Source organism: Micromonospora sp. DT44 (genome assembly GCF_049841635.1).
Lineage (GTDB): Bacteria > Actinomycetota > Actinomycetes > Mycobacteriales > Micromonosporaceae > Micromonospora.
In genome coordinates, this window is sequence record NZ_JBNCKS010000012.1 from 55,567 (window position 1) to 80,737 (window position 25,171).

At 70.9% G+C, this 25,171-nt stretch carries 38 protein-coding genes; 11 read left to right on the forward strand and 27 right to left on the reverse strand.

What is annotated here, in order from left to right:
- Positions 1 to 45 precede the first annotated feature (45 nt).
- Positions 46 to 1,074: a hypothetical protein gene (locus tag ACLQ25_RS09365; protein ID WP_425730502.1), complete on the reverse strand. Its 1,029-nt coding sequence runs from the start codon at positions 1,072 to 1,074 to the stop codon at positions 46 to 48.
- 261 nt (positions 1,075 to 1,335) lie between these two features.
- Positions 1,336 to 1,740, reverse strand: a complete 405-nt coding sequence (locus ACLQ25_RS09370; RefSeq protein ID WP_425730503.1) for a GntR family transcriptional regulator — start codon at positions 1,738 to 1,740, stop codon at positions 1,336 to 1,338.
- Positions 1,741 to 1,937: 197 nt separating this feature from the next.
- Between ACLQ25_RS09370 and ACLQ25_RS09375 the strand changes: the two genes are divergently transcribed.
- The 4 genes from ACLQ25_RS09375 (at position 1,938) to ACLQ25_RS09390 (ending at position 3,947) form a co-directional block, all read left to right on the forward strand.
- Positions 1,938 to 2,888, forward strand: a complete 951-nt coding sequence (locus ACLQ25_RS09375) for a helix-turn-helix domain-containing protein (protein ID WP_425730504.1) — start codon at positions 1,938 to 1,940, stop codon at positions 2,886 to 2,888.
- On the forward strand, positions 2,885 to 3,130 hold the full coding sequence (locus tag ACLQ25_RS09380) for a DUF397 domain-containing protein (RefSeq protein WP_425730505.1): 246 nt from the start codon (positions 2,885 to 2,887) through the stop codon (positions 3,128 to 3,130). Before ACLQ25_RS09375 ends, ACLQ25_RS09380 begins: the two co-directional genes overlap by 4 nt.
- A 320-nt stretch (positions 3,131 to 3,450) precedes the next feature.
- On the forward strand, positions 3,451 to 3,639 hold the full coding sequence (locus ACLQ25_RS09385) for a hypothetical protein (RefSeq protein WP_425730506.1): 189 nt from the start codon (positions 3,451 to 3,453) through the stop codon (positions 3,637 to 3,639).
- The gene (locus tag ACLQ25_RS09390; RefSeq protein ID WP_425730507.1) at positions 3,639 to 3,947 is read left to right on the forward strand and encodes a flavin reductase; all 309 of its coding nucleotides are present in this window, start codon (positions 3,639 to 3,641) and stop codon (positions 3,945 to 3,947) included. The genes ACLQ25_RS09385 and ACLQ25_RS09390 overlap by 1 nt, the downstream gene beginning before the upstream one ends.
- Positions 3,948 to 4,210: 263 nt before the next feature.
- Here ACLQ25_RS09390 and ACLQ25_RS09395 read toward each other — a convergent pair whose 3' ends face one another.
- Positions 4,211 to 4,423, reverse strand: a complete 213-nt coding sequence (locus tag ACLQ25_RS09395) for a hypothetical protein (RefSeq protein ID WP_425730508.1) — start codon at positions 4,421 to 4,423, stop codon at positions 4,211 to 4,213.
- A 133-nt stretch (positions 4,424 to 4,556) separates the two neighbouring features.
- On the opposite strand from ACLQ25_RS09395, the gene ACLQ25_RS09400 reads away from it, so the two are divergent.
- The 4 genes from ACLQ25_RS09400 (at position 4,557) to ACLQ25_RS09415 (ending at position 8,675) form a co-directional block, all read left to right on the forward strand.
- On the forward strand, positions 4,557 to 6,005 hold the full coding sequence (locus tag ACLQ25_RS09400; RefSeq protein WP_425730509.1) for a hypothetical protein: 1,449 nt from the start codon (positions 4,557 to 4,559) through the stop codon (positions 6,003 to 6,005).
- 2 nt (positions 6,006 to 6,007) lie between these two features.
- A complete protein-coding gene (locus tag ACLQ25_RS09405; protein ID WP_425730510.1) occupies positions 6,008 to 6,373 on the forward strand; it encodes a hypothetical protein in 366 nt (121 codons plus the stop codon).
- A gap of 18 nt (positions 6,374 to 6,391) precedes the next feature.
- The gene (locus tag ACLQ25_RS09410; RefSeq protein WP_425730511.1) at positions 6,392 to 8,314 is read left to right on the forward strand and encodes a conjugal transfer protein TraB; all 1,923 of its coding nucleotides are present in this window, start codon (positions 6,392 to 6,394) and stop codon (positions 8,312 to 8,314) included.
- Between the two features lie 139 nt (positions 8,315 to 8,453).
- Complete coding sequence (locus ACLQ25_RS09415) at positions 8,454 to 8,675, forward strand: hypothetical protein (RefSeq protein ID WP_425730512.1); 222 nt, start codon at positions 8,454 to 8,456, stop codon at positions 8,673 to 8,675.
- 61 nt (positions 8,676 to 8,736) lie between these two features.
- Here ACLQ25_RS09415 and ACLQ25_RS09420 read toward each other — a convergent pair whose 3' ends face one another.
- The gene (locus ACLQ25_RS09420) at positions 8,737 to 8,940 is read right to left on the reverse strand and encodes a hypothetical protein (protein WP_425730513.1); all 204 of its coding nucleotides are present in this window, start codon (positions 8,938 to 8,940) and stop codon (positions 8,737 to 8,739) included.
- A gap of 158 nt (positions 8,941 to 9,098) precedes the next feature.
- Here ACLQ25_RS09420 and ACLQ25_RS09425 point away from each other — a divergent pair, with 158 nt between their 5' ends.
- Together ACLQ25_RS09425 and ACLQ25_RS09430 are read left to right on the forward strand one after the other, a co-directional pair.
- Positions 9,099 to 9,377 (forward strand): hypothetical protein, encoded by a 279-nt coding sequence (locus tag ACLQ25_RS09425; RefSeq protein WP_425730514.1) that lies wholly within the window; start codon positions 9,099 to 9,101, stop codon positions 9,375 to 9,377.
- Between the two features lie 175 nt (positions 9,378 to 9,552).
- Positions 9,553 to 10,017, forward strand: a complete 465-nt coding sequence (locus tag ACLQ25_RS09430) for a hypothetical protein (protein ID WP_425730515.1) — start codon at positions 9,553 to 9,555, stop codon at positions 10,015 to 10,017.
- A 70-nt stretch (positions 10,018 to 10,087) separates the two neighbouring features.
- Here ACLQ25_RS09430 and ACLQ25_RS09435 read toward each other — a convergent pair whose 3' ends face one another.
- Both ACLQ25_RS09435 and ACLQ25_RS09440 read right to left on the reverse strand, forming a co-directional pair.
- Positions 10,088 to 10,426, reverse strand: a complete 339-nt coding sequence (locus tag ACLQ25_RS09435) for a hypothetical protein (RefSeq protein WP_425730516.1) — start codon at positions 10,424 to 10,426, stop codon at positions 10,088 to 10,090.
- Between the two features lies 1 nt (position 10,427).
- The gene (locus tag ACLQ25_RS09440; RefSeq protein WP_425730517.1) at positions 10,428 to 10,649 is read right to left on the reverse strand and encodes a hypothetical protein; all 222 of its coding nucleotides are present in this window, start codon (positions 10,647 to 10,649) and stop codon (positions 10,428 to 10,430) included.
- Positions 10,650 to 10,676: 27 nt separating this feature from the next.
- Between ACLQ25_RS09440 and ACLQ25_RS09445 the strand changes: the two genes are divergently transcribed.
- Positions 10,677 to 10,934, forward strand: a complete 258-nt coding sequence (locus tag ACLQ25_RS09445) for a hypothetical protein (RefSeq protein WP_425730518.1) — start codon at positions 10,677 to 10,679, stop codon at positions 10,932 to 10,934.
- On the opposite strand, the gene ACLQ25_RS09450 is transcribed toward ACLQ25_RS09445, so the two are convergent.
- The 21 genes from ACLQ25_RS09450 to ACLQ25_RS09550 form a co-directional block, all read right to left on the reverse strand.
- Complete coding sequence (locus tag ACLQ25_RS09450; RefSeq protein WP_425730519.1) at positions 10,931 to 11,263, reverse strand: hypothetical protein; 333 nt, start codon at positions 11,261 to 11,263, stop codon at positions 10,931 to 10,933. The genes ACLQ25_RS09445 and ACLQ25_RS09450 overlap by 4 nt on opposite strands.
- A 103-nt stretch (positions 11,264 to 11,366) precedes the next feature.
- Positions 11,367 to 11,573, reverse strand: a complete 207-nt coding sequence (locus ACLQ25_RS09455; protein WP_425730520.1) for a hypothetical protein — start codon at positions 11,571 to 11,573, stop codon at positions 11,367 to 11,369.
- Positions 11,574 to 11,601: 28 nt separating this feature from the next.
- A complete protein-coding gene (locus tag ACLQ25_RS09460) occupies positions 11,602 to 12,417 on the reverse strand; it encodes a hypothetical protein (RefSeq protein ID WP_425730521.1) in 816 nt (271 codons plus the stop codon).
- Positions 12,417 to 13,256 carry an SGNH/GDSL hydrolase family protein gene (locus ACLQ25_RS09465; RefSeq protein ID WP_425730522.1) on the reverse strand — a complete coding sequence of 280 codons (840 nt, stop codon included), beginning with the start codon at positions 13,254 to 13,256 and terminating at the stop codon, positions 12,417 to 12,419. The genes ACLQ25_RS09460 and ACLQ25_RS09465 overlap by 1 nt, the downstream gene beginning before the upstream one ends.
- Positions 13,253 to 13,747 (reverse strand): hypothetical protein, encoded by a 495-nt coding sequence (locus ACLQ25_RS09470; protein WP_425730523.1) that lies wholly within the window; start codon positions 13,745 to 13,747, stop codon positions 13,253 to 13,255. The genes ACLQ25_RS09465 and ACLQ25_RS09470 overlap by 4 nt, the downstream gene beginning before the upstream one ends.
- On the reverse strand, positions 13,747 to 14,469 hold the full coding sequence (locus ACLQ25_RS09475) for a hypothetical protein (protein WP_425730524.1): 723 nt from the start codon (positions 14,467 to 14,469) through the stop codon (positions 13,747 to 13,749). The genes ACLQ25_RS09470 and ACLQ25_RS09475 overlap by 1 nt, the downstream gene beginning before the upstream one ends.
- Positions 14,466 to 15,545 (reverse strand): DUF5047 domain-containing protein, encoded by a 1,080-nt coding sequence (locus ACLQ25_RS09480; protein WP_425730525.1) that lies wholly within the window; start codon positions 15,543 to 15,545, stop codon positions 14,466 to 14,468. The genes ACLQ25_RS09475 and ACLQ25_RS09480 overlap by 4 nt, the downstream gene beginning before the upstream one ends.
- Positions 15,542 to 16,768 (reverse strand): carbohydrate binding domain-containing protein, encoded by a 1,227-nt coding sequence (locus ACLQ25_RS09485; protein ID WP_425730526.1) that lies wholly within the window; start codon positions 16,766 to 16,768, stop codon positions 15,542 to 15,544. The genes ACLQ25_RS09480 and ACLQ25_RS09485 overlap by 4 nt, the downstream gene beginning before the upstream one ends.
- Positions 16,768 to 18,489: a hypothetical protein gene (locus tag ACLQ25_RS09490; protein WP_425730527.1), complete on the reverse strand. Its 1,722-nt coding sequence runs from the start codon at positions 18,487 to 18,489 to the stop codon at positions 16,768 to 16,770. Before ACLQ25_RS09490 ends, ACLQ25_RS09485 begins: the two co-directional genes overlap by 1 nt.
- The gene (locus ACLQ25_RS09495) at positions 18,482 to 18,931 is read right to left on the reverse strand and encodes a hypothetical protein (protein WP_425730528.1); all 450 of its coding nucleotides are present in this window, start codon (positions 18,929 to 18,931) and stop codon (positions 18,482 to 18,484) included. The genes ACLQ25_RS09490 and ACLQ25_RS09495 overlap by 8 nt, the downstream gene beginning before the upstream one ends.
- Positions 18,932 to 19,037: 106 nt before the next feature.
- Positions 19,038 to 19,409, reverse strand: coding sequence for a hypothetical protein (locus ACLQ25_RS09500; RefSeq protein ID WP_425730529.1), 372 nt, complete (start codon positions 19,407 to 19,409; stop codon positions 19,038 to 19,040).
- Positions 19,409 to 19,819, reverse strand: coding sequence for a hypothetical protein (locus ACLQ25_RS09505; protein ID WP_425730530.1), 411 nt, complete (start codon positions 19,817 to 19,819; stop codon positions 19,409 to 19,411). Before ACLQ25_RS09505 ends, ACLQ25_RS09500 begins: the two co-directional genes overlap by 1 nt.
- 2 nt (positions 19,820 to 19,821) lie before the next feature.
- Positions 19,822 to 20,163: a hypothetical protein gene (locus ACLQ25_RS09510; RefSeq protein WP_425730531.1), complete on the reverse strand. Its 342-nt coding sequence runs from the start codon at positions 20,161 to 20,163 to the stop codon at positions 19,822 to 19,824.
- Between the two features lie 9 nt (positions 20,164 to 20,172).
- Positions 20,173 to 20,568, reverse strand: a complete 396-nt coding sequence (locus ACLQ25_RS09515; protein WP_425730532.1) for a hypothetical protein — start codon at positions 20,566 to 20,568, stop codon at positions 20,173 to 20,175.
- Positions 20,556 to 21,104, reverse strand: coding sequence for a hypothetical protein (locus tag ACLQ25_RS09520; protein ID WP_425730533.1), 549 nt, complete (start codon positions 21,102 to 21,104; stop codon positions 20,556 to 20,558). Before ACLQ25_RS09520 ends, ACLQ25_RS09515 begins: the two co-directional genes overlap by 13 nt.
- A gap of 15 nt (positions 21,105 to 21,119) precedes the next feature.
- A complete protein-coding gene (locus ACLQ25_RS09525) occupies positions 21,120 to 21,326 on the reverse strand; it encodes a hypothetical protein (protein ID WP_425730534.1) in 207 nt (68 codons plus the stop codon).
- Positions 21,327 to 21,436: 110 nt separating this feature from the next.
- Positions 21,437 to 21,649 carry a hypothetical protein gene (locus ACLQ25_RS09530; protein WP_425730535.1) on the reverse strand — a complete coding sequence of 71 codons (213 nt, stop codon included), beginning with the start codon at positions 21,647 to 21,649 and terminating at the stop codon, positions 21,437 to 21,439.
- A 10-nt stretch (positions 21,650 to 21,659) separates the two neighbouring features.
- Entirely contained in the window at positions 21,660 to 22,964 is a 1,305-nt protein-coding gene (locus ACLQ25_RS09535) for a phage major capsid protein (protein WP_425730536.1), read from the reverse strand.
- A 19-nt stretch (positions 22,965 to 22,983) separates the two neighbouring features.
- The gene (locus ACLQ25_RS09540) at positions 22,984 to 23,697 is read right to left on the reverse strand and encodes an HK97 family phage prohead protease (RefSeq protein ID WP_425730537.1); all 714 of its coding nucleotides are present in this window, start codon (positions 23,695 to 23,697) and stop codon (positions 22,984 to 22,986) included.
- A complete protein-coding gene (locus tag ACLQ25_RS09545) occupies positions 23,687 to 24,967 on the reverse strand; it encodes a phage portal protein (RefSeq protein WP_425730538.1) in 1,281 nt (426 codons plus the stop codon). Before ACLQ25_RS09545 ends, ACLQ25_RS09540 begins: the two co-directional genes overlap by 11 nt.
- Positions 24,967 to 25,170: a hypothetical protein gene (locus ACLQ25_RS09550; RefSeq protein ID WP_425730539.1), complete on the reverse strand. Its 204-nt coding sequence runs from the start codon at positions 25,168 to 25,170 to the stop codon at positions 24,967 to 24,969. The genes ACLQ25_RS09545 and ACLQ25_RS09550 overlap by 1 nt, the downstream gene beginning before the upstream one ends.
- Between the last annotated feature and the right edge of the window lies 1 nt (position 25,171).

The window sequence follows — 25,171 nt, forward strand, 5'->3', positions numbered from 1 at the left end:
TGGCCGGCAACCGAGACCCGCCTTGACGGTGGCGGGTGGGTCAAATCACGCGGGGCGTGGATCCAGGTGCGTCGACCAGCCTGCGGGGATGGCGGACCGGGCCCGCAGCGCGGCCAGTCGGCCCAGGGCCGGCCAGATCAGCGCGCCGGGGGTGTCGCCGAGGGAGGGCTCCGAGCTGGACGCACCCGGGCAGTGAACGGCAGCCATGCTCGTCACATCGGCATCAGGGCCAAGCGGCGCGCCGGGGCAGGGTCGAGTCACCTGGCCGGCTGCGCGCATGTCGCCGCGGCGTTCGTGTTCGGCAGCCATGGCGATCAGGGCCCGCCGAACCTCTTCCAGGGTCTGCTCGTGCTGGCTGCACTCGCTGACCTTCACCGTCGGCTCTGCGGCCGGCTCGGGCGGGCGGATGCCGTCGTCGAGCGTGCGGCCGAGGACCGGACCGATAGGGACAGGCAGGTCGGTGAGCGTCGACACGTGCACGGCCGGTTCGGTTGCCGTCGAGTCGGGCGTGGGCGCCGTGTCCACCTCGGTGTCAGCGGCCGGCTGCGCGACGGGGCCGACGATCGGGAGGGTGATGACGATTGGCGTCGGCGTGGTGGGTGCCGGGTCCGTGGCCGGTGGCGCGGCTGGGCGGGGAGCAGGCACCTCGATGACGATCGGCGGTGTGATCACGGTGATCGGCGGGACCACGGGCAGGTCGATCGGCAGCTCAATCGACGGCAGCTCGATCACCGGCGTACCGGCTGGCGGGTCGTCGTGGGGTGCGGGGGTGGTCTCGTCGGCCGGGGTTGTGTCCTTGGCCGGTTCGTCGCCGCTGTCGTCCGGGCGGTCGGCCGGTGGCTTGGGTTCGTCCGCGGGCTCGTCGTCTGCGGGCTTCGGCTCTGCGGTGGGCTTTGGCAGGACCTGGTCGACGACGTCGCGGACGGTGCCGAGCAGACCCCCCGGCTGCTCGGCGACCGTGGCGGGCCGGTCGTCGGCGCGAGCGGCGTTGGGACCGAGGGCGGCGAACGCGCACCAGGCAGCTCCGGCAAGGCCGCAGAGGATGGCGGCGCGGGCTATGACTGGTGCGCGCAAGCTGTGCCTCCCCCCGGTGGCTACTGCTGATCCCGTTGGCGGGACTAGCAGGCAAGGCAGCCATAGTGACGCAAACGGCCTGCGACCGCACTACTGGTGAGATCGATTCACGTCGCGGTTACGACAGTCACCGTGTACAAAAGAGTCCAGATCGGGCGGTGACTTGCGCGATATGCAAATTGCAGCCTGTCACCCACGTGGGGCAGATCAGTCACCGGGGCATGATTCGCACTGGACGGATTCCCAAGATCGGCGATCAAGTCAGCGGGTCGTCAGCTCTACGCCGCTCGCCGGATGGACACCAACCACCCGGCCGCCCAAAGAGATCACCTGAACGTGCTCGCCGACCGCCAGCCCGAGCTGAGTCCGCTCGGCGGCCGTCGCTGGCCGGCTGATCACGGTCGAGCCTCGGGCCACGGACACCTGCCTGCGCTGCTCCGCTACCCGCACCCGCGTACCGTAGCTCGGCTCGGTGACCACCAGCCCCTCTGCGCGGAGCACCGCCAGGGCGCGACGGATGGTCTCCCGACTCACCCCGTGCTCCTGCTCCAGGCGCTTGCTCGACGGCAGCAGCTGGCCTGGGCGGATCGCCCCGGACGTGATCGACGCGCGCAGCAGGTCAGCGAGCTGCTGGTAGACAGCCCGCTCCGACGCAAAGTCGATCACACGGGCACGGTACGGAGTCGTCATCCACAAGGGACCCGGGGATCCTCGGGTCCCCGGCCCCCCACCTCACGCCGGAGGGCCCGGCTGACGCGGCCGAGCCCTCCGGGTGGTGCTGCCACGCCCGACCCGCAGAAGGGGCGGCACATCCCAGAGTATCGGGACGCACCGATGCCGGTCACTACGCCGACGGGGGCCGAATGAGTACGCTCGATGCCGTGCCGACCGGCATCATTCGTACCGGCAAGGAGGGCAGGTTGACCCCCAACCCGCTGGCCAGGCAGCGCCGACTCGGGCTCGCGCTTCTCTCACTGCGCGAGCAGCGCGGTCACAGCCACGCCGAACTGAGCCGCAAGAGTGGCGTCTCGGCCTCGGTCATCAGCCGGACAGAGAACCCGTTCGGCGACGTACACCGCAAGCCCGGCCTGCTGTCCGTACGCCGACTCCTCGACGCCCTCGACGTCGAACGCGGCAGCCGAGAGTGGACCCTCATCGAGAGCTACGCCGAGGAGGCCGCGAGCAGCCGATGGTGGGAGTCGTCGGGGTTCGTCCGGATGGGCGACGGGCAGCGCACCTACGCGCTCGTTGAGGCCGGCGCCAGCACCATCCGGGAGTACGCGGGGATGCTGCTGCCCGGCATCGTCCAGACCGCCGAGTACGCCCGGCACCGCGTCCTGGCCGTGACCGGCGACGGCCCAGTCGCTGACCCGGATCCGATCGTGCGGGGTCGTCAGGAGCGGCAGCGCCAGACCATCGGGGGCGTCGCCGACTACCAGCTGGTGCTCGAAGAGCAGGCGATCCGCCGTCGGCCGGTGCCGCCCGCGGTGATGCTGGAGCAGCTGCGCCACCTCCTGGCGCTGATGGACGACGAGCGGGTGAGTGTGCGGGTCGCGCTGGTCGACGCGCAGCTCGCCGCCGGGTACGCCCCGAGGGCGCCATACGCCCACGTGACCTACCCCGACATGGACGATCCGCCGATCGTGGTGGTCGACAACGTGACCCGCGCGTTGCTGGTCACCGACTCGGCGGAGGTGTCGGGGTACGCGCAGCTGCATCACCGGCTGCGTGAGGCCGCACTGTCTGACGCGGACAGTGCGGCGTACATCCGCCAGGCGGCCGGCGAACTGGCCGCCACGACCCGAGAGGCATGACCATGTCCGACCCGCAGCAGTACACCAACCGCACGAACCCGCGCTTCACCACCTGGATGAAGAGCCCCGAGTCCGGAGGCAACGAGGGGTGCCTGTTCGTCTCCACCGCGAACGACGGATCGGGTGATGTCGCCCTGGTCGAGAGCGAGGCCGGCACCGACGCGCCGATCCAGGTGGTCCCGCGGAAGTCGTGGACGGCCTTCCTGGGCGGCGCGAAGACGGGCGCGTTCGACCACATCTGACACCTGCTCGACGAGGGGACCGGCACCGGAGGGTGTCGGTCCCCTTCTATGTTGCTGCCCGTGTTGCCCTTGTGACCTTGGGCGAACGATGCCAGGGTGACGAATGCCGGGACGAATCATTCCGGCAGCCAGCCGGGCACGGCGTGAGCGACGGTCCCCCGTTCCGTCCGCGAGCACCGGGTCCGGGTAGCGGCGGCGGTGAACATCCGAACCCGACGCGATGTGTGCGACCACCGCCGCCGCTACCACCCCAGGAAGGGCGGGGGCGGACGTGCCGAGAGGGCCGTCCGCCTCAGTCCCTGAGGCGAGAGGGCACCGCGATGAGGAACCCGTTCCGACGCCGCCGGCAACCCGTGCAACTCGACCAGACCAGCCCGGCCGCGCCCGGCACTCAGCGCGCCACCGGGGAAGCCACCCCGCCGGCGAGGCGTGGCCCAACTCTGATCACCACCGTCGCCCCGTTGATGACCCCTGGCCAGGTCACCCGCACCTGCGGAGACATGCGGTGATGGCCGAGACCTACACCACCGTCCGGGCGGCCCAGGAGGCCGAGCACGCCCGAGGCCAGCAGGCGGTCGCCACCCTCGACCGGCGGCTTGACGGCCAGCACACGCCACGCCGACCTCAGTGGGACTGCGACGCCTGTGAGCAGGATTGGCCGTGCGCCCCGGCGCAGGTCCGCCTCGCCGAGTCGTACGGCCGGGACCGGGTTGGCCTGGCCATGTACCTCGGCGCGGTGTACGCCGCCGCCGTCAACGAGCTGCCCGTGACGACGTCGGGCGAGACGTGGGTGCGGTTCGTCGGCTGGGTGCGGTGAGCAGTCTCAACCCAGGCGATGAGGGCATGCACCACTCGGATTGGTCGCACCGGTGGTCCGGTGGTCCGGCCGACGAGGCGGGCCAGGCGGCGTGGCAGGCGGCGCTGAGAGAGCACATGGCGGATCACCGGCGTCAGGCACCACCGCCACACCCTGACGCCCGACCACACGCCCGCAAGGACTGATCGCAGTCTCAGCACGACGAGCTGAACAGCAAAAGCCCCCGCTCACCAGGTAGGTGGCGGGGGCGCTGTGTGTCGGGGCTACTGCTCGGGTTTGCCGGCCTTCTTCATGACGAGGGAGCGGCGTAGCTGGTAGATCCCGCGTCGGGAGAGCGGCTTGTACCGCCAGCCATCTCCTTCGTCGCCCCACTCTTCGGCGCGCTGCTCGTCGTCGGCGAGGGAACGTTGCACAGTGCGGTCGGACACCTCCAGGGCGTCGGCCGTCTCCCGCACGCTCATCCAATCGCTGCTCAACGCACGCTCCCCGCTTGGCCGAAGTCTGCCCACGGATGATCGCACGTCGATCACGGTCACGGTAACCATGCCGACAGGCTAGTCGTGTGGCGACACTTGCGACAGTGGCGACTATGGCGTCATGATGTGTGGCATGACGATCGACGACGTCCGCGAGGCGGCCACCACGCTGGTCGACCTCGCCCAACGCCACGGCCAGCCCGTGCTCTTCGGCGCCGGCGCGACAGCCGCGCTACTCGCCCTGGTCCTGGTGTGGCGATTCCTGCGCACCGGCGAGGTGCACGAGAAGCTCGGCCGAGTCGCGGTCACCCTCGCCACCCTGTTCGCGATGGAGGGCATGTTCGAGGTGGCCCACGGTCCCCTCGACCTGAACGTTGCGGGCAGCCTGATGTTCTGCGCCACCTTCGAGGTGGTCATGCTCCATCAGGGCAGCCTCGCTGCCCACAAACTCGCAGCTCACACCGACGGGCCGGCGCCGGACATCAGCCGGCACATGCGCTTCGTGTGGCTCGTCGCCGGTGCGTCCGGGCTGGTCGCGTCAACCGCTTCCGACTCGGTCACCGAGGTGGTGCTGCGCCTGGCCACGCCGCCGCTGGCCGCTGGCATCTGGTACATGAGCCTCTACGCAGACAAGGAGCCCGCCGAGCGGCAGCCGTCCCGCTGGATCTGGACGCCGCAGCGCATCGGGGTCCGCCTCGGCCTGCTCAAGCCGGGCACCGTCGACGACCTGGCCGAGGTGTTCCGGCAGCGGGCCGTCCGCCGCATCGTCGACGCGGCCGTGATCGTCTGGCACGCCGACAAGGCCCGCGCCGCCGGGGAGCTCGACGACGCCACCGCGAAGCACGCGGCGAAAGCGGGCCAGCGACTCGACGACCTCGCCAAGACCGTCGACCAGGCGACCATGGCCGCCGCGCAGCAGCAGATCCGGCTGACTCTCGGCATCCGCCAGCAGCTCTTCGCCGGGATCGAGGGCGGCGAGGTGGACGGCTGGACCCGCCAGCAGCTCGACCAGACCAGCGCCGAGGCCCGCCGCGCCGCCCTTCGCTCCAAGATTCACGCCGCCCGCGCACAGCGAGCCCTGACCCGCCCGCGCACTGAGTCGATGGTGGAGATGGGCGGCATCGTGATGCCGGCTCACCTCGCGGCCCGAATCGGCCCGCTGCCTGACCCGGCCCCGGTTCACTCGGGCGGCTCGCTGGACGCGCTCGTCGAGGCTGTCGCCGAACCGGTCCGTGAATCGACTCACCTGGCCATCGACTCACCCCGTGAATCGGCACCGACCGACCCCGATGAATCGACTCGATCCGCCGATCCGTCACCGCGCCGTGAATCGGTTGGCGGCGATTCACCGAATCGACCCAGCGCGGCCCGGCGGACGACCCGCCGGACGGTCACCGAGCCGGTCGGCGAATCGACTCAGCAGCCCAACTCAGTCCGGCTCGCCGCCGCGTGGGAGCGATTCATCGGGCGTGAGGGCCGCGAGCCGAGCGACCAGGAACTGGCAGACGAGGCGGGGCTGTCGAAGGCCACCGCGAACCGCTGGAAGAACCGCAACGACCCCACCCTGACCGAGGAGAAGTGATCATGACGCAGCCAACGAACGGCCGGTCGTTCTTCACCGGCGCCGACTCCCTCACCGACAACGTCGCACTGCTGGAGTGGTGCGAGGGATCCCGCAAGCTCCTTCACGCTGGCGCCCTGGAGTTGGGCATCTGCGCGTCGGAGCTGGACGCTCGCCTGCGCGCCATCAGCCGCAGTCCCGTCGGCGGGCTCTCTGGCCGGGCCCGCGCCCGTCAGGTCGCGCGACCCATCCAGCAGGCGTCCGAGGCCCTGGTCATCGCGTCCCGGTACGTGGTCACCGCCTCCACCCGATTCCAGGCCATCTACCTCCCCGAGCTGGAGGCCGCCGGGCACCGGCCGCGCCGCCAGGACTTCCGTTTCAAGGCCTGACCCGAACAGGAGCACATGGTGAAGACCACCACCCGGATGCCGAAGAACGCCGGCTACGACGGCGTGGCCACCGTGCACACGGTGAAGCTGCCCCTCTGGCCGTACCTCGTCACCCCGGCCAGCGCGGTCGGACTGTGGGCGGCCACGGCCGGCGCCCATGCCTACTGGGGCGACAGCCCAGTCGCAGCCGGCGCGGCGGCGGCCGGCCTCACCCTGGCCGGCACCGCCCTGTCCGCGCTGACCTGGCGGGCAGCCGCCGCCCGCGGCATCGTCCGCCAGGCGGTCGCCACCGCGACCTGCGTGGCTGGCAGCGCCTGGACCATCGGGTCGACCCTGGCCGCGCCGTGGTCGCGGCCGTGGCTGGACCTGTGGCTGATCGGAGCGCCGACCGCGTCGATCGCCATGGGCGTGATTCGGGTGCTCCGATCGGGTCAGCCCGGTGACGGGGAGCAGGGTGGTGGCCTCGCCGAGGCCGTGAAGAGCCTGCGCGGCGCCCGCGTCGGCCGCGCCCACATCGACGGAGCCCGAGCCACCGCCCCGGTCATCCTCGACCCGGGCACCACCGCCGGCGACCTGGCTGCCGATCGGGGCGCGCTCGCCTCGGCGCTCGACGTGCCATCGACGGCAGTCCGGGTCATCCCCAACCCCGATTCGGCGCGACGGGCCAAGGTGTCCGTGGTGCCCGTCGACCAGCTCCGTGAGACCCGCTACTGGCCGGGCCCCTCGGCACCCGGCGCGTCGATCGCCGACGCGCCGATCCGGCTCGGTGTGATCGAGGACGGCGAGCCGCTCGACCTGTGGCTCCCCGGCGACCACAAGGCCGGCCGGAACTCGGCTCACCTGTCCGTGGTCGGCATGTCCGGCGCGGGCAAGACCGAACTGGTGCTGAACCTGTGCGCCGATGTGCTGACCCGCAATGACGTCGAGCTGGTCGTCACCGACACCCGCAAGGGCGACCAGCTGCCCGAGTGGCTGCGCAAGGGCGCACACGAGGCTTACCTCGACGCCGAGTCGGCGGAAGACTACGTCGAGGACCTGCCTCGACTCATCGCCGAGCGGGCACGGCACCTCGGGCAGCGCGGGCTCAAGCAGTGGGTCAAGGGCTGCGGCCTGCCCTACCTCGTGCTGGTGAACTTCGAGGCTGCCCGACTCGTCGCCGACAGCAGCACCTTCGTCGACGTCACCGAGTCGGCCCGATCGGTGGGCATCTTCCTCCTTGTTGAGCTGCAGCGCGCGACGCACGACCGGTTCCCCACCTCCGCGCGGGCGAACATCTCGGCGAAGGTGTGCCTCGGCGTGGAGCGGAACACCGACGCGGAGGCCGCCCTGTCGGAGCGCACCCTCGACTCGGGTGCCGCGCCGTGGGAGTGGAAGAACAGCCGTCCCGGCTACCTGTACGCCGAATTCCCTGGCGTCGACCCGGAGCGGTGGTCGATGCCGGCACGGGCGTTCATCGCCCGCAGTGAGGACGACCGGGCCGCCGCCATCGCACCGTTCCGGCCTGTCACCGCTCCGACTGCGCCGCCTCGCCCAGCCCCGACTCAGCGCCCGGAAGGACAACCCGTGAAGCAGCGCGACGACCTGGACGACGAGCGAGAACTCAACGCGGCACTCGACTTGGCCGAGCCACCCGATGACGTCGACCCCGCGCAGCCGATCGCAGTCCCCGCCGACATGCCGCGGCTGGCGTTCGGGCAGCTGCGCAAGCCGCCGATGGGCACGACCGAGGCGCGTGCATGGACGCGCGACTACCTGCTGCGGATGCACGAGTCCGGGAAGACCGAGTTCAGCCCGGCCGAGCTGGGCGACGTCATTGAGGCGACAGGTCTGACCGCGAGCTGGGTGGGCAAGGAACTGCGCCGGCTCTGCTCGGGGCCGGACTCGATCCTGCGGAAGACCGACCGTGGCATCTACAAGATCAGGGTTGCCGAGCCGGCGTGACGATCAGCGACCGCCAGGGCGTACGGACCGTCCGGACACACTCCTGTCCGGACGGCGTCCGTACGCCCATCTACCTGGAGTGGGCGGGATCCGTGCGGACGGTCCGTACAGCGCGCCCACCAATCACGGAGAGTGAATCATGAGCAGGAGCCTGGTCATCGCGTTCAGCGCCGGGGTGATCGTCGGCGTGCTGGTCACCTGGGAGGCCGCCCGCCGATGGGAGCGGGCCGCCTGGGCGTGGTCCTGGGCGTCGAGTTGGATCGCCGAGGCGCTCTGGCTCGCTGGGCAGGCTGCCGGCTGGATCACGGTCGTGGTGGTGACGCTCGCCGCCGCCGGCGTGGCGGTCTGGATCGCATTCTGACCGATACGACGAAGCGGCCCCGCCTCCTGCTGGAGTGCGGGGCCGCAGTGCGTCCGGGTGGTCAGTCGGCGGCGACCTCGGTGGCTGCGAGCTGGTCGATGAGGGCGGCCCGGAAGACGTAGGAGTTGCCGACCCGGGCGCAGGCGACCTCGCCCCGGGTGACGCGGTTGAGCAGGGACTGCTTGCTGGCGTAGCCGAGCCGGGTGGTGGCCTGCTGGAGGGAGTACAGGTCGGGGATCTCGGGGTCGCGTACGGGGTCAGCCATGCCATCAGAGTACACGCGGACTGGACGGACGTCCACAGGAAAGCGCATTCCTGATCACGCCGGAAATTTGTTCTCGGAATTCGCCTCTCGCACTGGACGAACGTCCATTGAGGGTGCTAGACTAATGACACAAGGGAGAACGAGAGAGGGAGACGGAAATGAGCCGGACCGCCGAGAACATCGCCACCGAGATCCGCACCGCCTACGACACCTACACCACCCAGCACGGCGAGGGCACCTGGATGTCCATCGTCACCCTCGCCGAGCGGGTCGACCTCACCCCCGAGCAGATCGCCGCCGGCGTGAAGCACCTCAACCGCACCGACCGGGCGTTCGCCACCGCCGGCAAGCCCGACCAGTGGTCGCTCACCGACATGGACCGGACCTACGCGGTCACGATCGGCGGCCAGGCCAACCACGTCATCACCTGGGGGTGACCCCACCCGGGGGCCGGGCGACCGGCCCCCGGGAAGCGCGATCGGAAAGCGCTTTCCTTCCTCTCCCTGTGCACACAGGAGCGCCCCCACTCGGTTCGGCCGAGTGGGGGCGCTTCGCCGTCGGGAACCCGACGCCGGCCTTGCCCCGTTGCCCCCGATCGGTACGGTGCCGGGAATGACCCGCCTCCCCCACCTCCTCCTCCCCGCACTGCTGCTCACCGCCGCCCTCACCGGCTGCTCCGGCGACAGCAAGCCGACGCCCGCGGCCGCCACCGCCAAGGCCACCACCGCGCCGGCCGCCCGCAGCATCGCCGGAACCCTGATGCTCGCCGACGCCGACGGGTTCACCTGGGACGCCACCACCGGATGCCAAGGGTCCGGCGGATACGACGACGTCACCCCCGGCGCTCAGGTCACCATCACCGACGCGGCTGGCGCGACCGTCGGGCTCGGGAAGCTGGGCAACGGCATCTTGGAGACGGCTGCGGGAGCCGCGACCGCCGACGGCTGCAAGTTCACCTTCACCGTGAAGGACGTGCCGACCGGGAAGGACTTCTACGGCGTGGAGGTGTCCCATCGGGGCAAGGTGCAGTATCCCGAGCAGCAGGTGTTCGGTGCGCTGGCGCTGACCATCGGCTGACCCCGGACAGCACGACGCGCCCCCCGCCACGAAGGCAGGGGGCGCTTCGCTTGTCGCTATGTATGCGACATCAGGACAGCGGCATCGGGTCCGACGTCGGGGTGACCTGCGGGCGGATGCCGAACAGGGCGAACCCGGCCAGCACCGCCGCGCTGAGAGCGCCGGTCACGCCGTCGGGGACGTTCATCCCGTACTCGGCGACCAGCGCCACCCCCGCCGCGATGACCGCGGTGAACAGGGCCGGCGCGACCGGGCGGGTGGTGGCCGCGATGATGCACGCCGCGGCGAACGCGGTGATGGCGGCGGCGGCTCCGGCGTCGATGCCGGGCACGTTGAGGCTGGCCAGCACGGTGAGCAGTGCACCGACACCGCCGATGACGAGGGCCGGCTCACGTCCGAAGATCTTCACGTCAGCCCTCCGGCTCGAAGGTGAGGGTGAACGCCTGGCCGACCTCGAACCGGTCGGCCACCTCACCCTTGAGGCCCATCGTCAGCGACAGGCCCGGGGTCCAGCGCGCCCACTCCTTGTTGCGTCCGTCGTTGTAGTCGGGGGCGAAGGAAACGTTGACCTGTCGGTCATCGCCCTCCCCGGCCTCCTGCTTGCTTTGGCACACGATCTTCGCGGTGATCACGATGTTCCTCCTGGGTACGGTGTGGGCATGGCTGGGTTTCCGCAGCTCCGCGAGGCGGGCTGGTTGTACGGCGACGACCCGTACCTGCCGCTCGCCCTGGTCAGGCTGTTCGAGCACGTGGACGGCACGGGGCGGTGGGAGGTGCGGTTGAACGCGCCCGCCGAGGCGGAGACGCAGCTGGCGATGTTCGAGGGCGAGGCCGGGGCGCGGGCCGAGGTGGCTCGGGTGTACGCCGACGGCAAGCAGTACGGCCAGTGGCGGGTACGGCAGCCCGACGCGCTTTAACCGCAGCGCTGAGACGGCGGCGCCGGCAGCGGGTTCGCCCGCCGGGCGGCGTCGGCCTGGTCCCGGCTCTCGTTGTACTGCCGCAGCGCGTCGATGCCCAAGCGGGGCTGCTCGGCGATCGACCGGAACAGGACGTCCTGCGCCCGCCGGTCCTGCTCCGCCGCCGCATACCGCGCGGCCTGGCTGCGGTTGTTGGCCTCGTTGTAGTCGGCGAGGCACTGAGTGAGCTGGCGTTGCTGCACACCGATGTACACCGACAGCGTCAACGCCACCACGGCGACGACCTTGACGGCCATGTCGGCGGCCGAGCTGTTCAAGGCACGCACCACGGGGGTCACCGATCACCACCGCCGATCCGGTTGAGCAGGGGACGCAGCGCCAGGCCAAGGCCCGCCGCGACCCCAAGGGACACGATGACTTGCAGGCCGTAGCTCACGAAGCTCTCTCCTCTACAGGGGTGCCAGGGTCAGCGCCGGACCGGCCGGGCAGCTTGGGCGGGGCCAGGGCGAGCACCAGGAAAGCGGGAACGCCGAGCAGCGCCGCGTCAGGCAGCTTGCCCTGGGCGAGGTAGGCGATGACCACACCCACCCACGTGCCCAGCCCCACCAGCATCACCAGGTTGCGGAGCCACGTCGACATGCTGCTCCCCGTCGGTCGTCGTGATGGATCAGCCCTGGAGTCGCTTGGCGAGCGCGTCGGCGACCTGCTCAGTGAGGGCCTCGGGGATCGCGGCGGCGATGCGCTCCGGGGTCAGCCCGGCCAGCACGTCCCGCACGATCGCGGCCTCGTCGGTGAAGTCGCGCCCGGCCAGCGCGGTCAGGGCCGTCTGCACGGCGGTGAGCTGCTTCCCCAGCGCCGCCAGTGACGGGAACGCCTGCTTGTGGGCGGCGCCCAGCACGGCGTCCGTGCCGTCGGTGATGCGCGTGTACGCCTGCCCGATCGGGTTGCGGCCGTCCATCACCGTGAGGTTCTTGTGCACGGTGGCCAGCCAGTTGTGCTCTTCCGGGGTCATGTCGTCCTCCTGCGCCAGGGCCTCGATCTCGCGCCACGGCGAGCCGTCGTTGTCGTACGCCGGGTCGCCCGAGAAGTGGGCGTGGTGGTCGTGCGGGTTGGAGCCGCTGTAGGGCTGCTGCGCCCAGCCCGACGAGGCCGACCAGATCCGCCGGTTGTAGATGACGTAGATCAGGCGGCGGCGCAGCGCCGGGGTGCGCACCACCTTCTGGACGACGGCTTCCATGTCGTCGCCGGGGATGTGGTCGATGCGCAGGTCACGGTCGATGTCACCGGCGCGGACCTCGGGGGTGGTGTCGGAGTCAGAGCGTTCGGCCCTCACGCCGGCGGTGTCGTCGGGGTTGTGGCCGGACACGCCGGTGGAGTGCGCCAGGTCACCGATGGTGCCGTCGCTGGTCTTGTCCCGCGCGGGTGCGAGCTTGTTGACCGAGGCGAACAGGGCCTTGATGTTCGGTGCGACCACCCACGCCATCAGTTCACCGCCATCTGCTGGCAGGGGATCCAGTTCGGCACCTGGCCGCCCGGCCGCCGCCCGGTCAGCCCGCACGGCAGCGGCGCCTGCGGCGGGGTGACCAGCGACGCGGCGATCGTGTTGAAGATCAGCCGACCCATGACGTCGTAGCCGCCCGGCGTCGGATGCACGCCACACTCGTCGAGGTAGCCCTCGGGGATGGACTGCAGGTCGATCCAGCCGGGCACCCGCCGGCCGAACTCGTCGACCACCCGGACGGCCCGGTAGATCGCGTCGTTGACCTTCGCCTCGGACGCCGGCAGCCACGCCGGACCGGGCAGTCCGCCGCCCGCCGCACACGCCGGGGTGGGCCGGCCCGCGCTGTACTGCACCCACGTCGGCCACACGATGACGTCGGGGTCCAGGTCGAGGGCCGTGTCGAGCAGCCCCCGGTAGGTGGCCTCGAACGTGGCGACCTGCTCGGCCGACGCCGCGCTCAGGTTGTTGTTCGTGCCGCACGCCAGCACGATCACGTCCGGACGGTGGGTGGTGACCAGGCTGGCCATCCTCGACGACCAATACCCGCACGTCGTCCCACCCAGCGCGCCGACGGCGAAGGTGTGCGGGATGCACGCGGCATCGAGCAGCCGGCCCAGCTCCGCCCGGTACGACGGGCTGACCGAACCCTGCATCGTCGCGCCCTCGGTGATGCTGTCGCCGACCGTGAGGATCGTCTTCGCCGCCGGTGCCGGGCTGGGGCATGTTGCCGCTGCCGCTCCGGTGGCCGGCTCCGGGCGGACGGCCAGGACAGCGACCGCGACGACAGCGACCGCGAGCCATGCTGCGATACGGCGCGTCACGGCAGCACCACCACCGAGATCTGCGTGTGGATGTTCAGCGCCTTGATCGCGGACGTGCCGACGCCCCGCAGCTTGAACGTGTGGTTGCCCGACGTGGCCAGGGTCGTGGTGAACGAGTTGCCCACCGTGACGCGGGCGCCGACGCCGGCCCCGCCCGGGTTCCATACCGCGTTCTGCGGCTGGTCCACGCCGTCGATGCTGACCAGCGTGTACGCGGTCACCGACCCCGTGGTCTGCACCTGGAAGTCCGTCGACCAGACGATCAGCGCAGGTGCGCCAGCGCGCGGCACGTTCAGGGTGACCGACGCGCCGACGAGGTCGGCCATCGACGCCGTCATCGTGTACGCCGTGGTGAGCTGCCCGCTGCCCATCAGCGGCGTCTTCGCCACGAACAAGTCGTTGACGTTCTGCGCGAGGGTCTGGATGTGCTCCCAGATCCGGGTGTGCGCAGTGGACGCCGGGTAGGTCAAGCCGAGCGAGGTCGTGGGCATCAGCCTCTCCTCCACGTGATGGTCAAGGTGAATGCCGGCGACCACGAACCGCGGCCCGCGAACCGGACGTACGGGGAGCCCCCGGAGGTGAAGAACGCCAGCCCGCCTGCGGTGCCGTCGACCATCGCCTGCGCCCACGAGGTGGGCACGTCGTAGGCGTTAGTCGTGGCGCCGACCGCGAGGGTCGGTCCGGCGCCGGAACTGGTGAGGGTGGGCGCCCCGCCGGGGCGGGTGGCCTGCGTCATCAGCCGCATCGTCGTGGACTGCGCCGAGTACGCCCCGGCGGACAACCGCTTGACGCGGATCTTCGCGTCAGTGACGGTCGCCCCGGCCAACGACCGGGGCTTGCTGCCGTAGAACACGGCGCCGGTGTGATTGCCCCACCCGCCGTACTGGCCCTGGTAGACGTCGGTGTTGTCGGTGCGCCACCCGTACGACGGCCGGTACGAACGGGTCTCCACCGGCGACACGACGAGCGTGCCGGTGACCACCGCCGGTTTCGGGTCCGGCGGGCGCACGTTGTCGTCCGGCGGGGTGGGCGCCGCGCTGTACAGGCGGACCAGCGCGAACCACTGCGCACCGACGCGCTCGACGAGCAGCACGTCACCGGCCGCGACGGTGAGGTCCCGGGCCACCTGAACGGTGGTCTCCACCCCGTTCACCACGGCCGTCACCGTGCTGCCCGACTTCGCCGCGGTCGCCGTGGCCAGGATGCCGCTCACGTCAGGCTCCTGACCTTGAGCTGCTGCCGGCCGTCGCCGGCCGTGTACGGCAGCGTCAACGCCTCCACCGAACACAGCAGGCCGGTGTACTCGTCGGTGGTGACAGAGATGGTGTCGCCCGCCTGCATGCCCGGGTGGGGCACCATGTCCACGCTGAACTCCTTGGACGTGCTGCGCTTCTTGCGGGCGAGGACGGTCTGCGCGGCCTTCGTCGCCTGCGCCACCGTCGTCACCAGCGGGCTGCTGTAGAAGTAGGGCACGGGCAGCGGGTTGAACGGGCCGCCGACCGCCGCCGGGCCGGTGAAGTCGTAGGCCACGCCCTGGACCTGACTGCCATCGGCGGCCGTCCCCCGGGCCACGACCACATTCCAGGCGTCCTTGCGGCTACTCGACCCGGTCGCCTCGATGATCGTGCCGCCGGCCAGGCTCGTCAGCGACAGCGCCGGCACCGTCGACGGGGTCGCGTCGGCGACGTACAGGTAGCCGTCCTCGGTCACCCACGCCTCGGCGCCCCACGCGTCGAGCAGCTCCAGCACCGCGTCGAGGCGGTCCTCGTCGTAGTTGACGCCGGTCGGCACCGCCCGGTCTGTGAGGCCAGGGTCCACCACGACGGTCAGTGCGGGCTCGACCAGTCCGCGCAGCGTCGACAGCAGCGTTCCCGTCGGCTGGTACGGGCTGACCAGGCGGGCCTCGTCGACGAGCGACATCAGGCCCACCGCGGTCACGGACACGTCGTCGCCGTCGGCCTCGGACTCCTCGATGACGAACCAGCCGCGTTGCAGCCACTCCGTGTCGCCGTTGCCCACACCGATCCCGAGCTGCACGCGCAGCCGCTGCCCGCGGGCGGCCAGGGGGTGGTCGTCGGTGGTGGGCGACCACGACATGCCGCGGTCACGCCGCGGCACGGTGAGAGTGACCCGCTCCGCCACCCGCAGCGACCGGTCAGACTCCTCCCGGGCCGAGTCGACGGGGATGTCGTCGGCGAGCAGTTGCCCGCCGAGCCACGACTCCACCCGCAGGCTGTACGTGTACGAGCGGGTCAGCACGGACGCCGCGGCGCTGCTGATCGGGATCATGTCCAGTCCGCCTGGGCGATGTCGAGCAACGTCGGGTAGGCGTTGGACAGCGCGGTCAGCGACTCGTACGCCAACCCCAACGTCGCCTCATCGACGTACAGCAGGTGCGTGTTCGGCGGTGTGCTTGTCTCCCGCGCCACCAGCGTTGCCCGCCCTGCCGTTGCCGGTGCTACGGGGGTGGCGGTGACCTGCGTCCACGTGTTCGCGGCCAGCGCCACCGGCGTGAACGAGTTGGAGATGAACACGCCAGCGGCGGTGTACCAGGCGATCCCCACATCGACGGTGCGCGCGACCGCGCACCGCACCCACGGGGTGGCTTGGTACACCTTGTTCGGGGCCACGGTGACCTGCGTCGACTCGGCCCGCGGGGTGGGCCCCGACCCAGATGGGGTGAGCAGCAGTGACGCCGCGCCTTGGTGGGACTGGGCGGTCGATCGGCTGATCGCGCCGTCCGCGCCGGACCACCCCGACACGTCCGTCTCGAAGTAGCTGTTCGGGATCAGGTTCGGGCCGGCCACGTCGTACACGGCGGCGATCTCGGCGAGGGTCGAGCCGCGGGCCTCCAGCAGCGGCGCCCACCCTTCGACCTCGGCGACGTCGAGGGAGATGACCCGGCGGGGGTCGGAGCCGTCCTGCGACCAGCGGCGCTCGGTCACCCCGAGCACCGACAGGTACGAGTCAACGCCGTCGTAGCCGCCGGGCTGGCGCACCTGCACGACACCCTCAGTCGCAGTCGCGAGCAGCCCGCGCAGGTTGTCCACGCCGCTGGTCACGTCGGTGAACAGCTCGATGGTGCCCTCGAACATGCCCAGGTCGCCGGACACGACGACGTTGCGGCCACCGACCTTGAACACCGTCGACTGCCGCTGATACGCCTTCTCATCCCACGCGAGGATGACCACCTCAGCGGAGTCGCCGGAGATGGCGTCGGTGACGGCGACCTTCCCGCCGGGCAGGGCGTACGTGGCCGGGCTGGTGGCGTACTCGTCGTCGTCGTTGACGACCGCCAGGTACGACACCGGCTGCCCGAACGGCAGCTCGGCATCGGTGCGCAGGAACGACGTGTCGGTGACGGCGTCGACCTCACCCGCCCGGACCAGCATCCGGATGCCGCCGACCACCCGGTACACGGCGATGCCGTCGCCGACGGTCAGGCCGGTCACCGACACGAGGACGCGGGGTGGCCAGGAGTCCTGCGCGGCGGCAGTGATGAGGACAGCCATCAGCGCCGCCCCACCTTCTGCCGCCAGGCGGTCCGCTTCTCGGAGGCGCTGACAGCGCGGGCGGTGTACGCGTAGAACGGGGTGCCATCGAGCGAGACGTTGACGGTGCTGTCCACGCGAACGGGAGTGGGTCCGCCGGTGCGGGACGTGCCACCGCCGGCCGCCGGCCCCCATGACTCGATCGCCGCGTTCTTCAACTGGGTGCCGACGCCGGGGATGTAGTGGTCGCCGGACGTCTTCACCTGGACGGTGACGGTCTTGCCCCGTAGGCCGTTGATCTTCTTCTGGAAGGTGTCGAGCCTGGTCGTCGCGGCAGCGGTGTTGACGTTGATGTCGGTCTTGACGTTGCGGGGGATGCGCAGCAGTTGCGCGGCGAGCTTCTCCGCCTCGGCCTTCGAATAGCCGGCCTTCTGCGCCATCGACACCATCGCGGCACGGTTGCGCTGGTAGGCGTTGCTGGCCGCGTTCGCCGACTGGCCCGACTTCTCACCGGCGACCGCCTCGGCGTTGAACGCGCGGGCGGCGGCGTTGAGGGCCGACTCGTTCTCCCGCGCCTTCGCTGAGTTGAACCCCTTGGCCCGGCCGTTTTCCTTGATGGTCTCCGTGGACTGCTTCACGGCGTCGCGGGCGGCGATCTGCGCCTCCCGCAGGCTCAGCGCACCCTCGGTCATCGCCTCGGCGGCCTCACGGGCCCGGGTGATGCCGTCAGCAGCCATGTTCGAGTCCGTGGCGAGGGCCCGGAAACCGCCGGCCAGGTCGAGGCTTTCACCCTTGGCCCGGTCCTGGCTGTCCGACATCGAGTCGAGCAGCCGCTTCCCGCCGGGGATTTTGTTGACGAAGAACTCGAACGCCTCCACCAGGGCGTTGAGGACCAGCCCGACCGACCGGATACTCCCCTCCACCAGCCAGAACACGCCCTTGAGCGCGAGGGCCATCGAATTGCCGTTGTCGGCCAGACCGGCGAAAACCTCGCCGGTGGCCTTACCGATCCCCTCGATGCCCTTGCCGATGACGGCGATGATCGGCCCGGCCTTACTGACCGCGCGGGTGATGCCGTCGAGGGCCGACTGGGCACCGCCAGCGAGCGACCGGGTCAGGGGTGCGACCCACGTCGAGCTGACGTCGAAGATCTGCTTCAGGTCGGGCAGCATCCCCCGGAACGCTGTCCGGGCGATCTTCACCGCGTTCAAGGTGGCCGGGATGAACCGCTTCGCCGCGTCCTGGAGGCTGGTGCCAGCCTCTTCCTTGAGGGCGGTGAACGCGGCGGACACCCGGGCGTCCTTCGACGCGATCAGGATCCCGCCGACCATCCCGCCCAGGCCAGCGCCGCCGACGAGCGCGCCAGCGATGGCCGGGGCAGCCGCTACCGCCGCAGCACCCAGCACCGCAACAAGGGCCACCTTGAGGTATGGGCCTGCGACGTCGACCGCCTTGGACAAGCCGCTGCCGATCGCACCACCCAGCTCAGCGAGCTTGCTGATACCCGCGCCGACGCCGCGTACGAACTTCTTCCCGGCGGCAGCGCCTGAGCCCGCCCAGGCGGCGGCCTTCCCGCCGATCTTCGACAGGCCCCGCCCCCACTGGTCGGCGACCTTCCCCAGCGCGCCGCGCTGCCGGTCAGCCTCCCGCGACACCTTGCGCAGGCCCTGCTCGGTGGACTTCACCCCCGGGCCGGTCTTGTCCCGGAGGTTGACATCGATTTCAACATCGCGGTCAGCCACGGCGGATCACCTCCAACGCGTCATCGACAGCCGCCAGGCAGGCATCGCGCCACTGGTCGACCTCTGCCGCCGGCCTCGTGAAGAACCCCGGGGCAACGGACTGGACATGCCATGCGCCCTTGCCGCGTCGGCCCCACGACGGGGCCCGCACCTTGCCCGCGTCAAGGCGCTTCAGGTCCGACTTGTCCTTGCTCGACTTGCGGGAGCCCTTGAGCTTCACGCCCGCCCCGCGTCCGGCCAAGGACACCCGGGCGGACACCTTCGTCTGCGCCGCCCACACGTTCAGGCCGCCCCGCTTGGGCAGGGTGTCGGTGGCGCGGCGGCGGATCGCCTTGCGGACGGCGGGGATGGGCTGGCGGATCTGCTTGCGCAGCGCCCTCGTGACCTCCTTGCTCCCCTCGAAGCGGCGCAGGTCGCGGATCAGCGCGTCGATCGACCCCACGGCTACCGCCTCTCCGCGCGGCGCCGGGCGGCGTCGGTCTCTTCCAGCAGGTCGACCAGGGTCGCCAGGTCCCGGGGATGCCAGGACTCCAGCCCGCCCGGGCCGGTCAGAGGCTGTCCGGTCCGCCAGGCGAGGACGACGAGGTCGAGGCGGGCGGATCCGTCAGGCCAGGGTCCAGGCCGTCAGCGGCGACCGCCGGCCCGTCGGCCCCCTCGTCTTCGTCGTCGCCCTGGGTGCTGTCGGCCTCCAGGCACGCCGCGTCGAACTCCGGCCACGCCAGCGTCACCTCACCGCGGCGGGACAGCGCCGACCAGGCCAGCCAGCGCATCGCCAACATCGGCGTCCGGTCCTCGACCTCCGTGAACGGGCAGCCGAAGTCCTGGACCTCCCACTTCGCGATGTCCCGCTGGTCGGCGACCACGCCGTACATGGTGCCGTCCTCCATCTCGACGTGCAGCTCGACCAGAAGACGGGCCATCAGGCGCTCACGCCGAACACCGGCTGCCCGACGACCGGCAGCTCCAACTCCTGCGTCAGCCAGGCGCCCTGCTCGCCGCCGAACTCCGGCATCAGCGCGATGCACGTGAACGTCGCCGTCGCCTGCCCGGTGCCCACCTGCGGCTGAAGGATGACCTCCAGCTCACCACCGTTCGCGGCGCGCAGCGCGTCGGCGAGGCCGTTCGCAGCGTTGATCTGCAACCCGGAGATCTCGAACGTCCAGGTGGCCGAGTCGACGTCGCTGACCGCGCCGTCCGGCACGAGGGTCCGCATCGTCTGCACCGGCTGGTCCGGCACCAGACGCGCCTTGTTGAGCTGGTTGGCGTACTCCACCTCGTCGATGGTGACCTTGGCGTTCTTGTAGACGCGGGCCCCGACAACTGCCGTCATGACTACTCACTCCTCATCGTGATCTGAAGGACGTACGGGTTCGCGTCGCCGTCGGGAATGGTGGTCGGCTCGATGCGGTCCACGAAGCCCACGTCTTCCAAAGCGTCGACCAGCGCCTCGTGATGGTCGTCAACCCACTGGGCCGACGCCGGGCCGTCCTGCGGCAGGAACACCAGCACCCGCCACGACACCTCGAACGCCCGGCCCGGGCCGCGTTCCATCGCCCCGAGCAGCGGCCACGCGTCACCGTGACGCAACCGCACCGGCCGGAACTCGTGCCCGGTCACATCGGGGGCAGTGGACAGGGCGGCGGCGATGGCCTGCCGGTCACCGGTGAGGCTCACGAGCAGCTCCTACTCGAAGGCGGGGGTGCGCGTCAGCGACACCTCGTCAAGCTCGGCGGTGACGACCAGCACCACCCGGTGCTGCGTCGCGTCGGGCACGGTGTGCGTCAGGTCCACGCCAGCCGACAGGCCGGCGACAGCGGCGAGCGCGAGAGCCCGATCACCCGCCGGGCCGCGATCCACGGCGAACAGGCCGCGCAGGCCAGCCCGGGTTTCCCGCAGGTCCACCGCCCAGCCGACCCGCTGCGACTGGTCATGGTCGACCAGTAGCGGCACCCGACCCTGCCAGCGCAAACAGCGCGGCGCGTACCGCCACCGGCGACCCCGGTTCACCGCGATTCGCCCGTACGGCACCACCAGGCCGGTAATCGTGCGGGCGTGGTGGTCGACGGTCAGGGCAGCCATCCGCCCTGCTCGTACGGCTTGAGCAGTTCCCGCACCCGGTTGGGCACGAAGAACCCCAGCCGCACCTCACCGGGCACGCCCTCGCCGGGTGCGTCGGTGTCGAACGGGGCGTAGTCCCCACCGAGCTGCGGGCGGAAGTTCACCATCACCAGCTCCTTGGCGGCCAGCTTCACCGCCGCCGGGATCGACGTGCGGCCCGCCTGGTAGACGACCGTGACCGAGGCCCGACCTGACGCCCACCAGCCGCCCGTGCGGTACAGCACCCCGGAGTCCAGCGCCGCCGTGTAGCCGGTGACGGCCGTGCCGCCCTCGGTCACGGACGTGACACTCAGGACCGGCGGCTGGCGCAGGATCAGCACCTCGGTGCCGCCGTCGTGGGTTTCGGTCACCGCCCGCGGGTCGACCGGGCCGACGATGCCTTCCACCACCTCGGTGACCGCGGCGACGTACACCGCCAGCTCCGCATCCTGGGACGTGTCGTCGTCGGGGATGTTGAGCTGCTGTTTCACCTCGGCGACGGAGACGATGTCGGCCACGGTCGCTCCCTCGGGTTACTTGTCGCTGGTCGAGCGGCGGGACTTGTCCGCCGGGGTGCGGGTCTTCGCCGCGGGCTTCTCGTCGGCGTCGGCGGGCTCGGGCTGCTCGGCCGGCTCGTCGAGCAGCTGCGCGTCGGGGTACGCCTTCGCGTCCTCGTCGTTGAGTTTCATCACGGTCTCGAAACCGTTCTGGGTGACCTTGTACTTCCGAACCTGGCTCACGCCGGGCTCCTTCCTGATCGGGATGTCCACAGGGGTGACGGCGGTGACCGGCCCGCAGGCCGCGTGCGCGGCGCCGCAGATCGGGCAGGTCACCGCCGTGGTCGGCAGCATCAGGGAGCGATGACGCCGGCGGTGCGCAGCGCCGTCAGTGCGGCGTTGAGCTTCGTCTGAAGCGCCGACACGTCCGCGCGTAGCGCGTCGTACTCCGCCTTCGTCGGGTTCGCCCCGGCCGCCACCACGCTGGTCAGCGCGGCAGCGTTCGTGACCGCGGCAGCCTGCTTGGCCGCCCGCGCGTTGCCCTTCGTTGGGTCGAGGTATGCCACGTCAGCCGCCTCAGACCAGCGCGATCTCGACGAACGCCGACGGCTGGATCACACCGAAGGCCGCCCGCATCTCGGCCAGGATCGCGACCATGTTGCGGATGAAGAAGTTGGCGTGCGAGTTCGACACCGTGATGCTGGCCTGCTCCCGGTCCCACAGGACCGCCTTACGCCAGTCACCCACGTACGCGGTACCCGCCGGCACGGCCTCCGACTCGACCACCGGCAGACCCCACAGGGTCGGCTGGCCGAGGCGCATCGGGCCGCCGAAGTAGTACCGGTTCTCGTTGTCGGTGAGCAGGTCGATGGACTCCCAGTCGGCCGGGTTCATCACGTACGCCGTCGGCGTCGACCGGCCCACCGTGCGCACCAGGGTCCGCGCCTTGCGGGTGGTGGTCAGCTTGTCGGTGACGAACGCCTGCGACTGCGTGCCGGACACGTTGCCGATGCCCATGAAGTTCTCGCCCGACCCGGAGCCGTTGACCATCTGGTCCTCCAGCTCCTCCTCCAGGCCGTAGCGCAGGAACGTGTCGATGAGGGTGCGCATCTGCCCGGCGTCGGACAACGCCCGCGTGGTCGCGGGCAGCCAGTGCGCGATCGTCTTCACCGTCTCCGTGACCTTCGCCAGCGCCATCGCCGACTCCGGCTTGACACCGTTGGCCGCGTTCATCGTCCCCGGGTCCGCCGTGGCGGTGGACTCGGCGACCGGCGAGGCGTTGTTGGTGGTCGAGGTGACCCGCACGTACTCGACGGTGTCGGAGGTGGTGGTGCCGTTGGTGACCAGGTTGCGGATGGTCAGGGGGCGCTGGAACAGGTCCAGGCCCACCTGGAGGCCCCGGTAGTCGTTCTGCACCAGCGCGCCACCAGAGGTGTCACTGGTGCCGGTGACGAGGGTCTTCGCGCCGAACGGCGCCGAGTTGACCACCGCCCGCTCCGGGATGCGACCGTTCGGGTACTGCTTGAGCAGCGCGCCGAGCTGGTGGCTCTTGGCGAACGCCTGCCCGAGCGTCTCGCCCTTGCGGGGCGTCCACAGGGCGGAGCCGTCGCCGCCGGTGTCGCCGCGGTCCTTGCCGCCGTCGGGCAGCAGGGCGAGGCCATCGCCCAGGTCGCCGATCTGCGCGGTGAGGTCCGCGTCGGCCTTCGACTGGTCGATGCGGGCCTTGATGCCGGCAGCGTCCTTGACGGCCGCCTGGATGCGCTCGCGCTCCTCGCCGGTCAGGTCGCGGCCCTCGGACTCCGCCTTCTCGGCGATCTCCCGGGCCGGGGTCAGGGTGTCGGTCAGCTCCTTGCGGAGCCGCTCCATCGTTGCGGTGGCCATCTTCGGTGTTCCTCCGGTGTCAGATGTCGAGGTCGTACGCGAGCGCGTCGACCTGGAGTGACAGCAGGACATCGGCGGAGCGCAGGACGGGCTCTGTCGGCGCCGCCGGGGCCAGCGGGGCTGGCGTGGGCGTTGCGTCGACGACGGCCGGGACTGGCGTGGCCTTCGTGCTGTCGGGCTGCCCGCACGTCGGGCAGGTGCCGGCCTTCGCCGCCACCAGGTCGGTGGCAGCGTTCATGCCGAGCAGGGTGGGGCCGACCTCGAACACGTCGAGGTCACGCAGCTCGTACACCTTCTCGCCGTCACGCTCACCGAGCGCGCCGTCGCGGATGTCGTAGCTGAAGCTGAACTGCTTCACCCGGCGGCCCTTGAGCAGCCGGTGAACCTTCGCTGCCCGGGGCTCGTCGAGGTCGAGCTGACCGCGCACCCACAGGCCGCCGTTGCCGCGCAGCTTCTCCGGCAGCCGGTCGTCGCCGGCCAGCAGTTCCTCGGCGTCGAGGACGACGCCGATGTGCGAGTCCGGGTCGCCGATCTGGTGCGACCAGATCACCGGGATGGGGTCGCCGGCGGCCTTCCACTCGGCGAGGGAGCGGGAGAACGCGCCGGGCAGGACGACGTCGCCGCCGTGGTCGACGTTGCCGAACACGGACACGATCGCCTCGAACTGGCCGGCGGCCAGGCCGTCCTGCTCGCCGGCCGCCTTGACGTGGGCGGGGAACGCCTTAGTCAGCATCGGGTTCCTCCCCGGAGGTGTCGGCGCCGGGCGGGCCGGCGGGTAGTGCGGGCTGCGGCTCGGGTTCGGGCTCGCCGATGGACACGTTCAGGGGCACGATCAGTTCGTCGCCGCCGTCAACGCGAGGCAGGTTCGACAGGCCGCGCGCCTCGTTGCGGGTCATGTACGGGCCGCCCACGGCCATCTGCAACTGCTGGGCCTGCTCGTCGAACGAGCCCTGCAACTTCTCGGCGATGTTGAACTCGACATACACGCGGCGGCTGTTCGGCAGGTCCGGGATCAGCTGCAACCCGATGTCCTGCTCGATCTCCGCGCACAGCGGGCCGAGGGTGTCCTGGTAGAGCTGCTTGTGCTGCTCGCGGATGTTGCTGAAGGTGGCGTGGTCGAGGATCCCGACCAGTGGCGGCGCGATGTGGTACTCGGCCGCGACCTCCTCGCGGGTCAGCTTGCGCGACTCCACGTACTGGGCTTCCTGCGGGTTGATGCCGGCCCGGACGAACTCCATGCCGTCCTCAAGGATCGGCGTGCCGCCCGCCTGCGGCCCATCGCCTGCGTACTGCGCCTGCCAACCCGCCCGGAACCGGTCCCGCGCCGGGCCCGACCACTCCGGGGCCTCCAGCGGACGCTTCAGGTAGCCCGACACGCGGGCCCCGTTGGACCACATCTGCTCCCGCCAACGGGCCGCCGCGAACTCCTCAGCGAGCACCTGCCGCAGCGCCTCGATCGGCGAGCAGCCCCGCCGCCCGTCGTCCGGGTTGTAGCCGCGGAAGTGCACCACCTGCTCCGGCGTCAGGTCGACGTGCCCAGTCGTGCCGTGCAGCCGGTAGCCAGTCGCGTCGGTCCAGTCCGGGCCGAGCACCTCCATCCGCCACGGCGGCACCCGGCGCAGCCCCACCGGGCCGCCGGACTCGCCGCGCAGCTTCACCCAGTACGCGTCGTCGTAGATCGCCTTGTCGGACACGAGGGCGTTGATGAGCCGGTAGGTCGTGGTGTGCGGGTTCGGCTGGGCCAGCAGCGCCGCGATCGGGTGATCGGTCAGCCGGCGCCGGTCGTTGTCGGAGATCCGTCGGTAGGCGTGCAGGCCGAGTTGCGCCAGGTTGCGGGCCAGGAACGACACCACCGTACGAACCGCCGGCTGGGTGCGGTAGATCGCCGCGTAGGTCACGTTGTAGTTGGCGGTCACCTGCGCCGTGTAGCCCGGCCACGACGAGATGGCCCGGTCGGCAGGGTCCAGGGCGCGCAGCCGGCCAGACGAGACGACGAACGCCATCAGCCCACCACCTGCATGAAGTCGATCCGGTGGCGCGGGATGAGCACGGCGCCGTCGATCCGGCTCGGCTCGCCTGGGCCCTGGTGCAGCTCGGCGTCGGTGAGCTTTACCTGCCACGGCCACGACAGCCGGCGGGTGCCGGTGATGGTGGTGCGGCCGTCGACCAGGTTCACGACGACGGACTTGCGACGAACAGTCAGCACA

What these genes read in the sequence shown, in the direction of transcription:
- ACLQ25_RS09375 (WP_425730504.1), top strand. Translation starts at nt 1,938, where the DNA reads ATGAGTACGCTCGATGCCGTGCCGACCGGCATCATTCGTACCGGCAAG.
- ACLQ25_RS09380 (WP_425730505.1), top strand. Translation starts at nt 2,885, where the DNA reads ATGACCATGTCCGACCCGCAGCAGTACACCAACCGCACGAACCCGCGC.
- ACLQ25_RS09385 (WP_425730506.1), top strand. Translation starts at nt 3,451, where the DNA reads ATGAGGAACCCGTTCCGACGCCGCCGGCAACCCGTGCAACTCGACCAG.
- ACLQ25_RS09390 (WP_425730507.1), top strand. Translation starts at nt 3,639, where the DNA reads ATGGCCGAGACCTACACCACCGTCCGGGCGGCCCAGGAGGCCGAGCAC.
- ACLQ25_RS09400 (WP_425730509.1), top strand. Translation starts at nt 4,557, where the DNA reads ATGACGATCGACGACGTCCGCGAGGCGGCCACCACGCTGGTCGACCTC.
- ACLQ25_RS09405 (WP_425730510.1), top strand. Translation starts at nt 6,008, where the DNA reads ATGACGCAGCCAACGAACGGCCGGTCGTTCTTCACCGGCGCCGACTCC.
- ACLQ25_RS09415 (WP_425730512.1), top strand. Translation starts at nt 8,454, where the DNA reads ATGAGCAGGAGCCTGGTCATCGCGTTCAGCGCCGGGGTGATCGTCGGC.
- ACLQ25_RS09420 (WP_425730513.1), bottom strand. Translation starts at nt 8,940, where the DNA reads ATGGCTGACCCCGTACGCGACCCCGAGATCCCCGACCTGTACTCCCTC.
- ACLQ25_RS09425 (WP_425730514.1), top strand. Translation starts at nt 9,099, where the DNA reads ATGAGCCGGACCGCCGAGAACATCGCCACCGAGATCCGCACCGCCTAC.
- ACLQ25_RS09430 (WP_425730515.1), top strand. Translation starts at nt 9,553, where the DNA reads ATGACCCGCCTCCCCCACCTCCTCCTCCCCGCACTGCTGCTCACCGCC.
- ACLQ25_RS09445 (WP_425730518.1), top strand. Translation starts at nt 10,677, where the DNA reads ATGGCTGGGTTTCCGCAGCTCCGCGAGGCGGGCTGGTTGTACGGCGAC.
- ACLQ25_RS09455 (WP_425730520.1), bottom strand. Translation starts at nt 11,573, where the DNA reads ATGTCGACGTGGCTCCGCAACCTGGTGATGCTGGTGGGGCTGGGCACG.
- ACLQ25_RS09460 (WP_425730521.1), bottom strand. Translation starts at nt 12,417, where the DNA reads ATGGCGTGGGTGGTCGCACCGAACATCAAGGCCCTGTTCGCCTCGGTC.
- ACLQ25_RS09470 (WP_425730523.1), bottom strand. Translation starts at nt 13,747, where the DNA reads ATGCCCACGACCTCGCTCGGCTTGACCTACCCGGCGTCCACTGCGCAC.
- ACLQ25_RS09480 (WP_425730525.1), bottom strand. Translation starts at nt 15,545, where the DNA reads ATGATCCCGATCAGCAGCGCCGCGGCGTCCGTGCTGACCCGCTCGTAC.
- ACLQ25_RS09485 (WP_425730526.1), bottom strand. Translation starts at nt 16,768, where the DNA reads ATGGCTGTCCTCATCACTGCCGCCGCGCAGGACTCCTGGCCACCCCGC.
- ACLQ25_RS09500 (WP_425730529.1), bottom strand. Translation starts at nt 19,409, where the DNA reads ATGGCCCGTCTTCTGGTCGAGCTGCACGTCGAGATGGAGGACGGCACC.
- ACLQ25_RS09505 (WP_425730530.1), bottom strand. Translation starts at nt 19,819, where the DNA reads ATGACGGCAGTTGTCGGGGCCCGCGTCTACAAGAACGCCAAGGTCACC.
- ACLQ25_RS09515 (WP_425730532.1), bottom strand. Translation starts at nt 20,568, where the DNA reads ATGGCTGCCCTGACCGTCGACCACCACGCCCGCACGATTACCGGCCTG.
- ACLQ25_RS09535 (WP_425730536.1), bottom strand. Translation starts at nt 22,964, where the DNA reads ATGGCCACCGCAACGATGGAGCGGCTCCGCAAGGAGCTGACCGACACC.
- ACLQ25_RS09540 (WP_425730537.1), bottom strand. Translation starts at nt 23,697, where the DNA reads ATGCTGACTAAGGCGTTCCCCGCCCACGTCAAGGCGGCCGGCGAGCAG.
- ACLQ25_RS09545 (WP_425730538.1), bottom strand. Translation starts at nt 24,967, where the DNA reads ATGGCGTTCGTCGTCTCGTCTGGCCGGCTGCGCGCCCTGGACCCTGCC.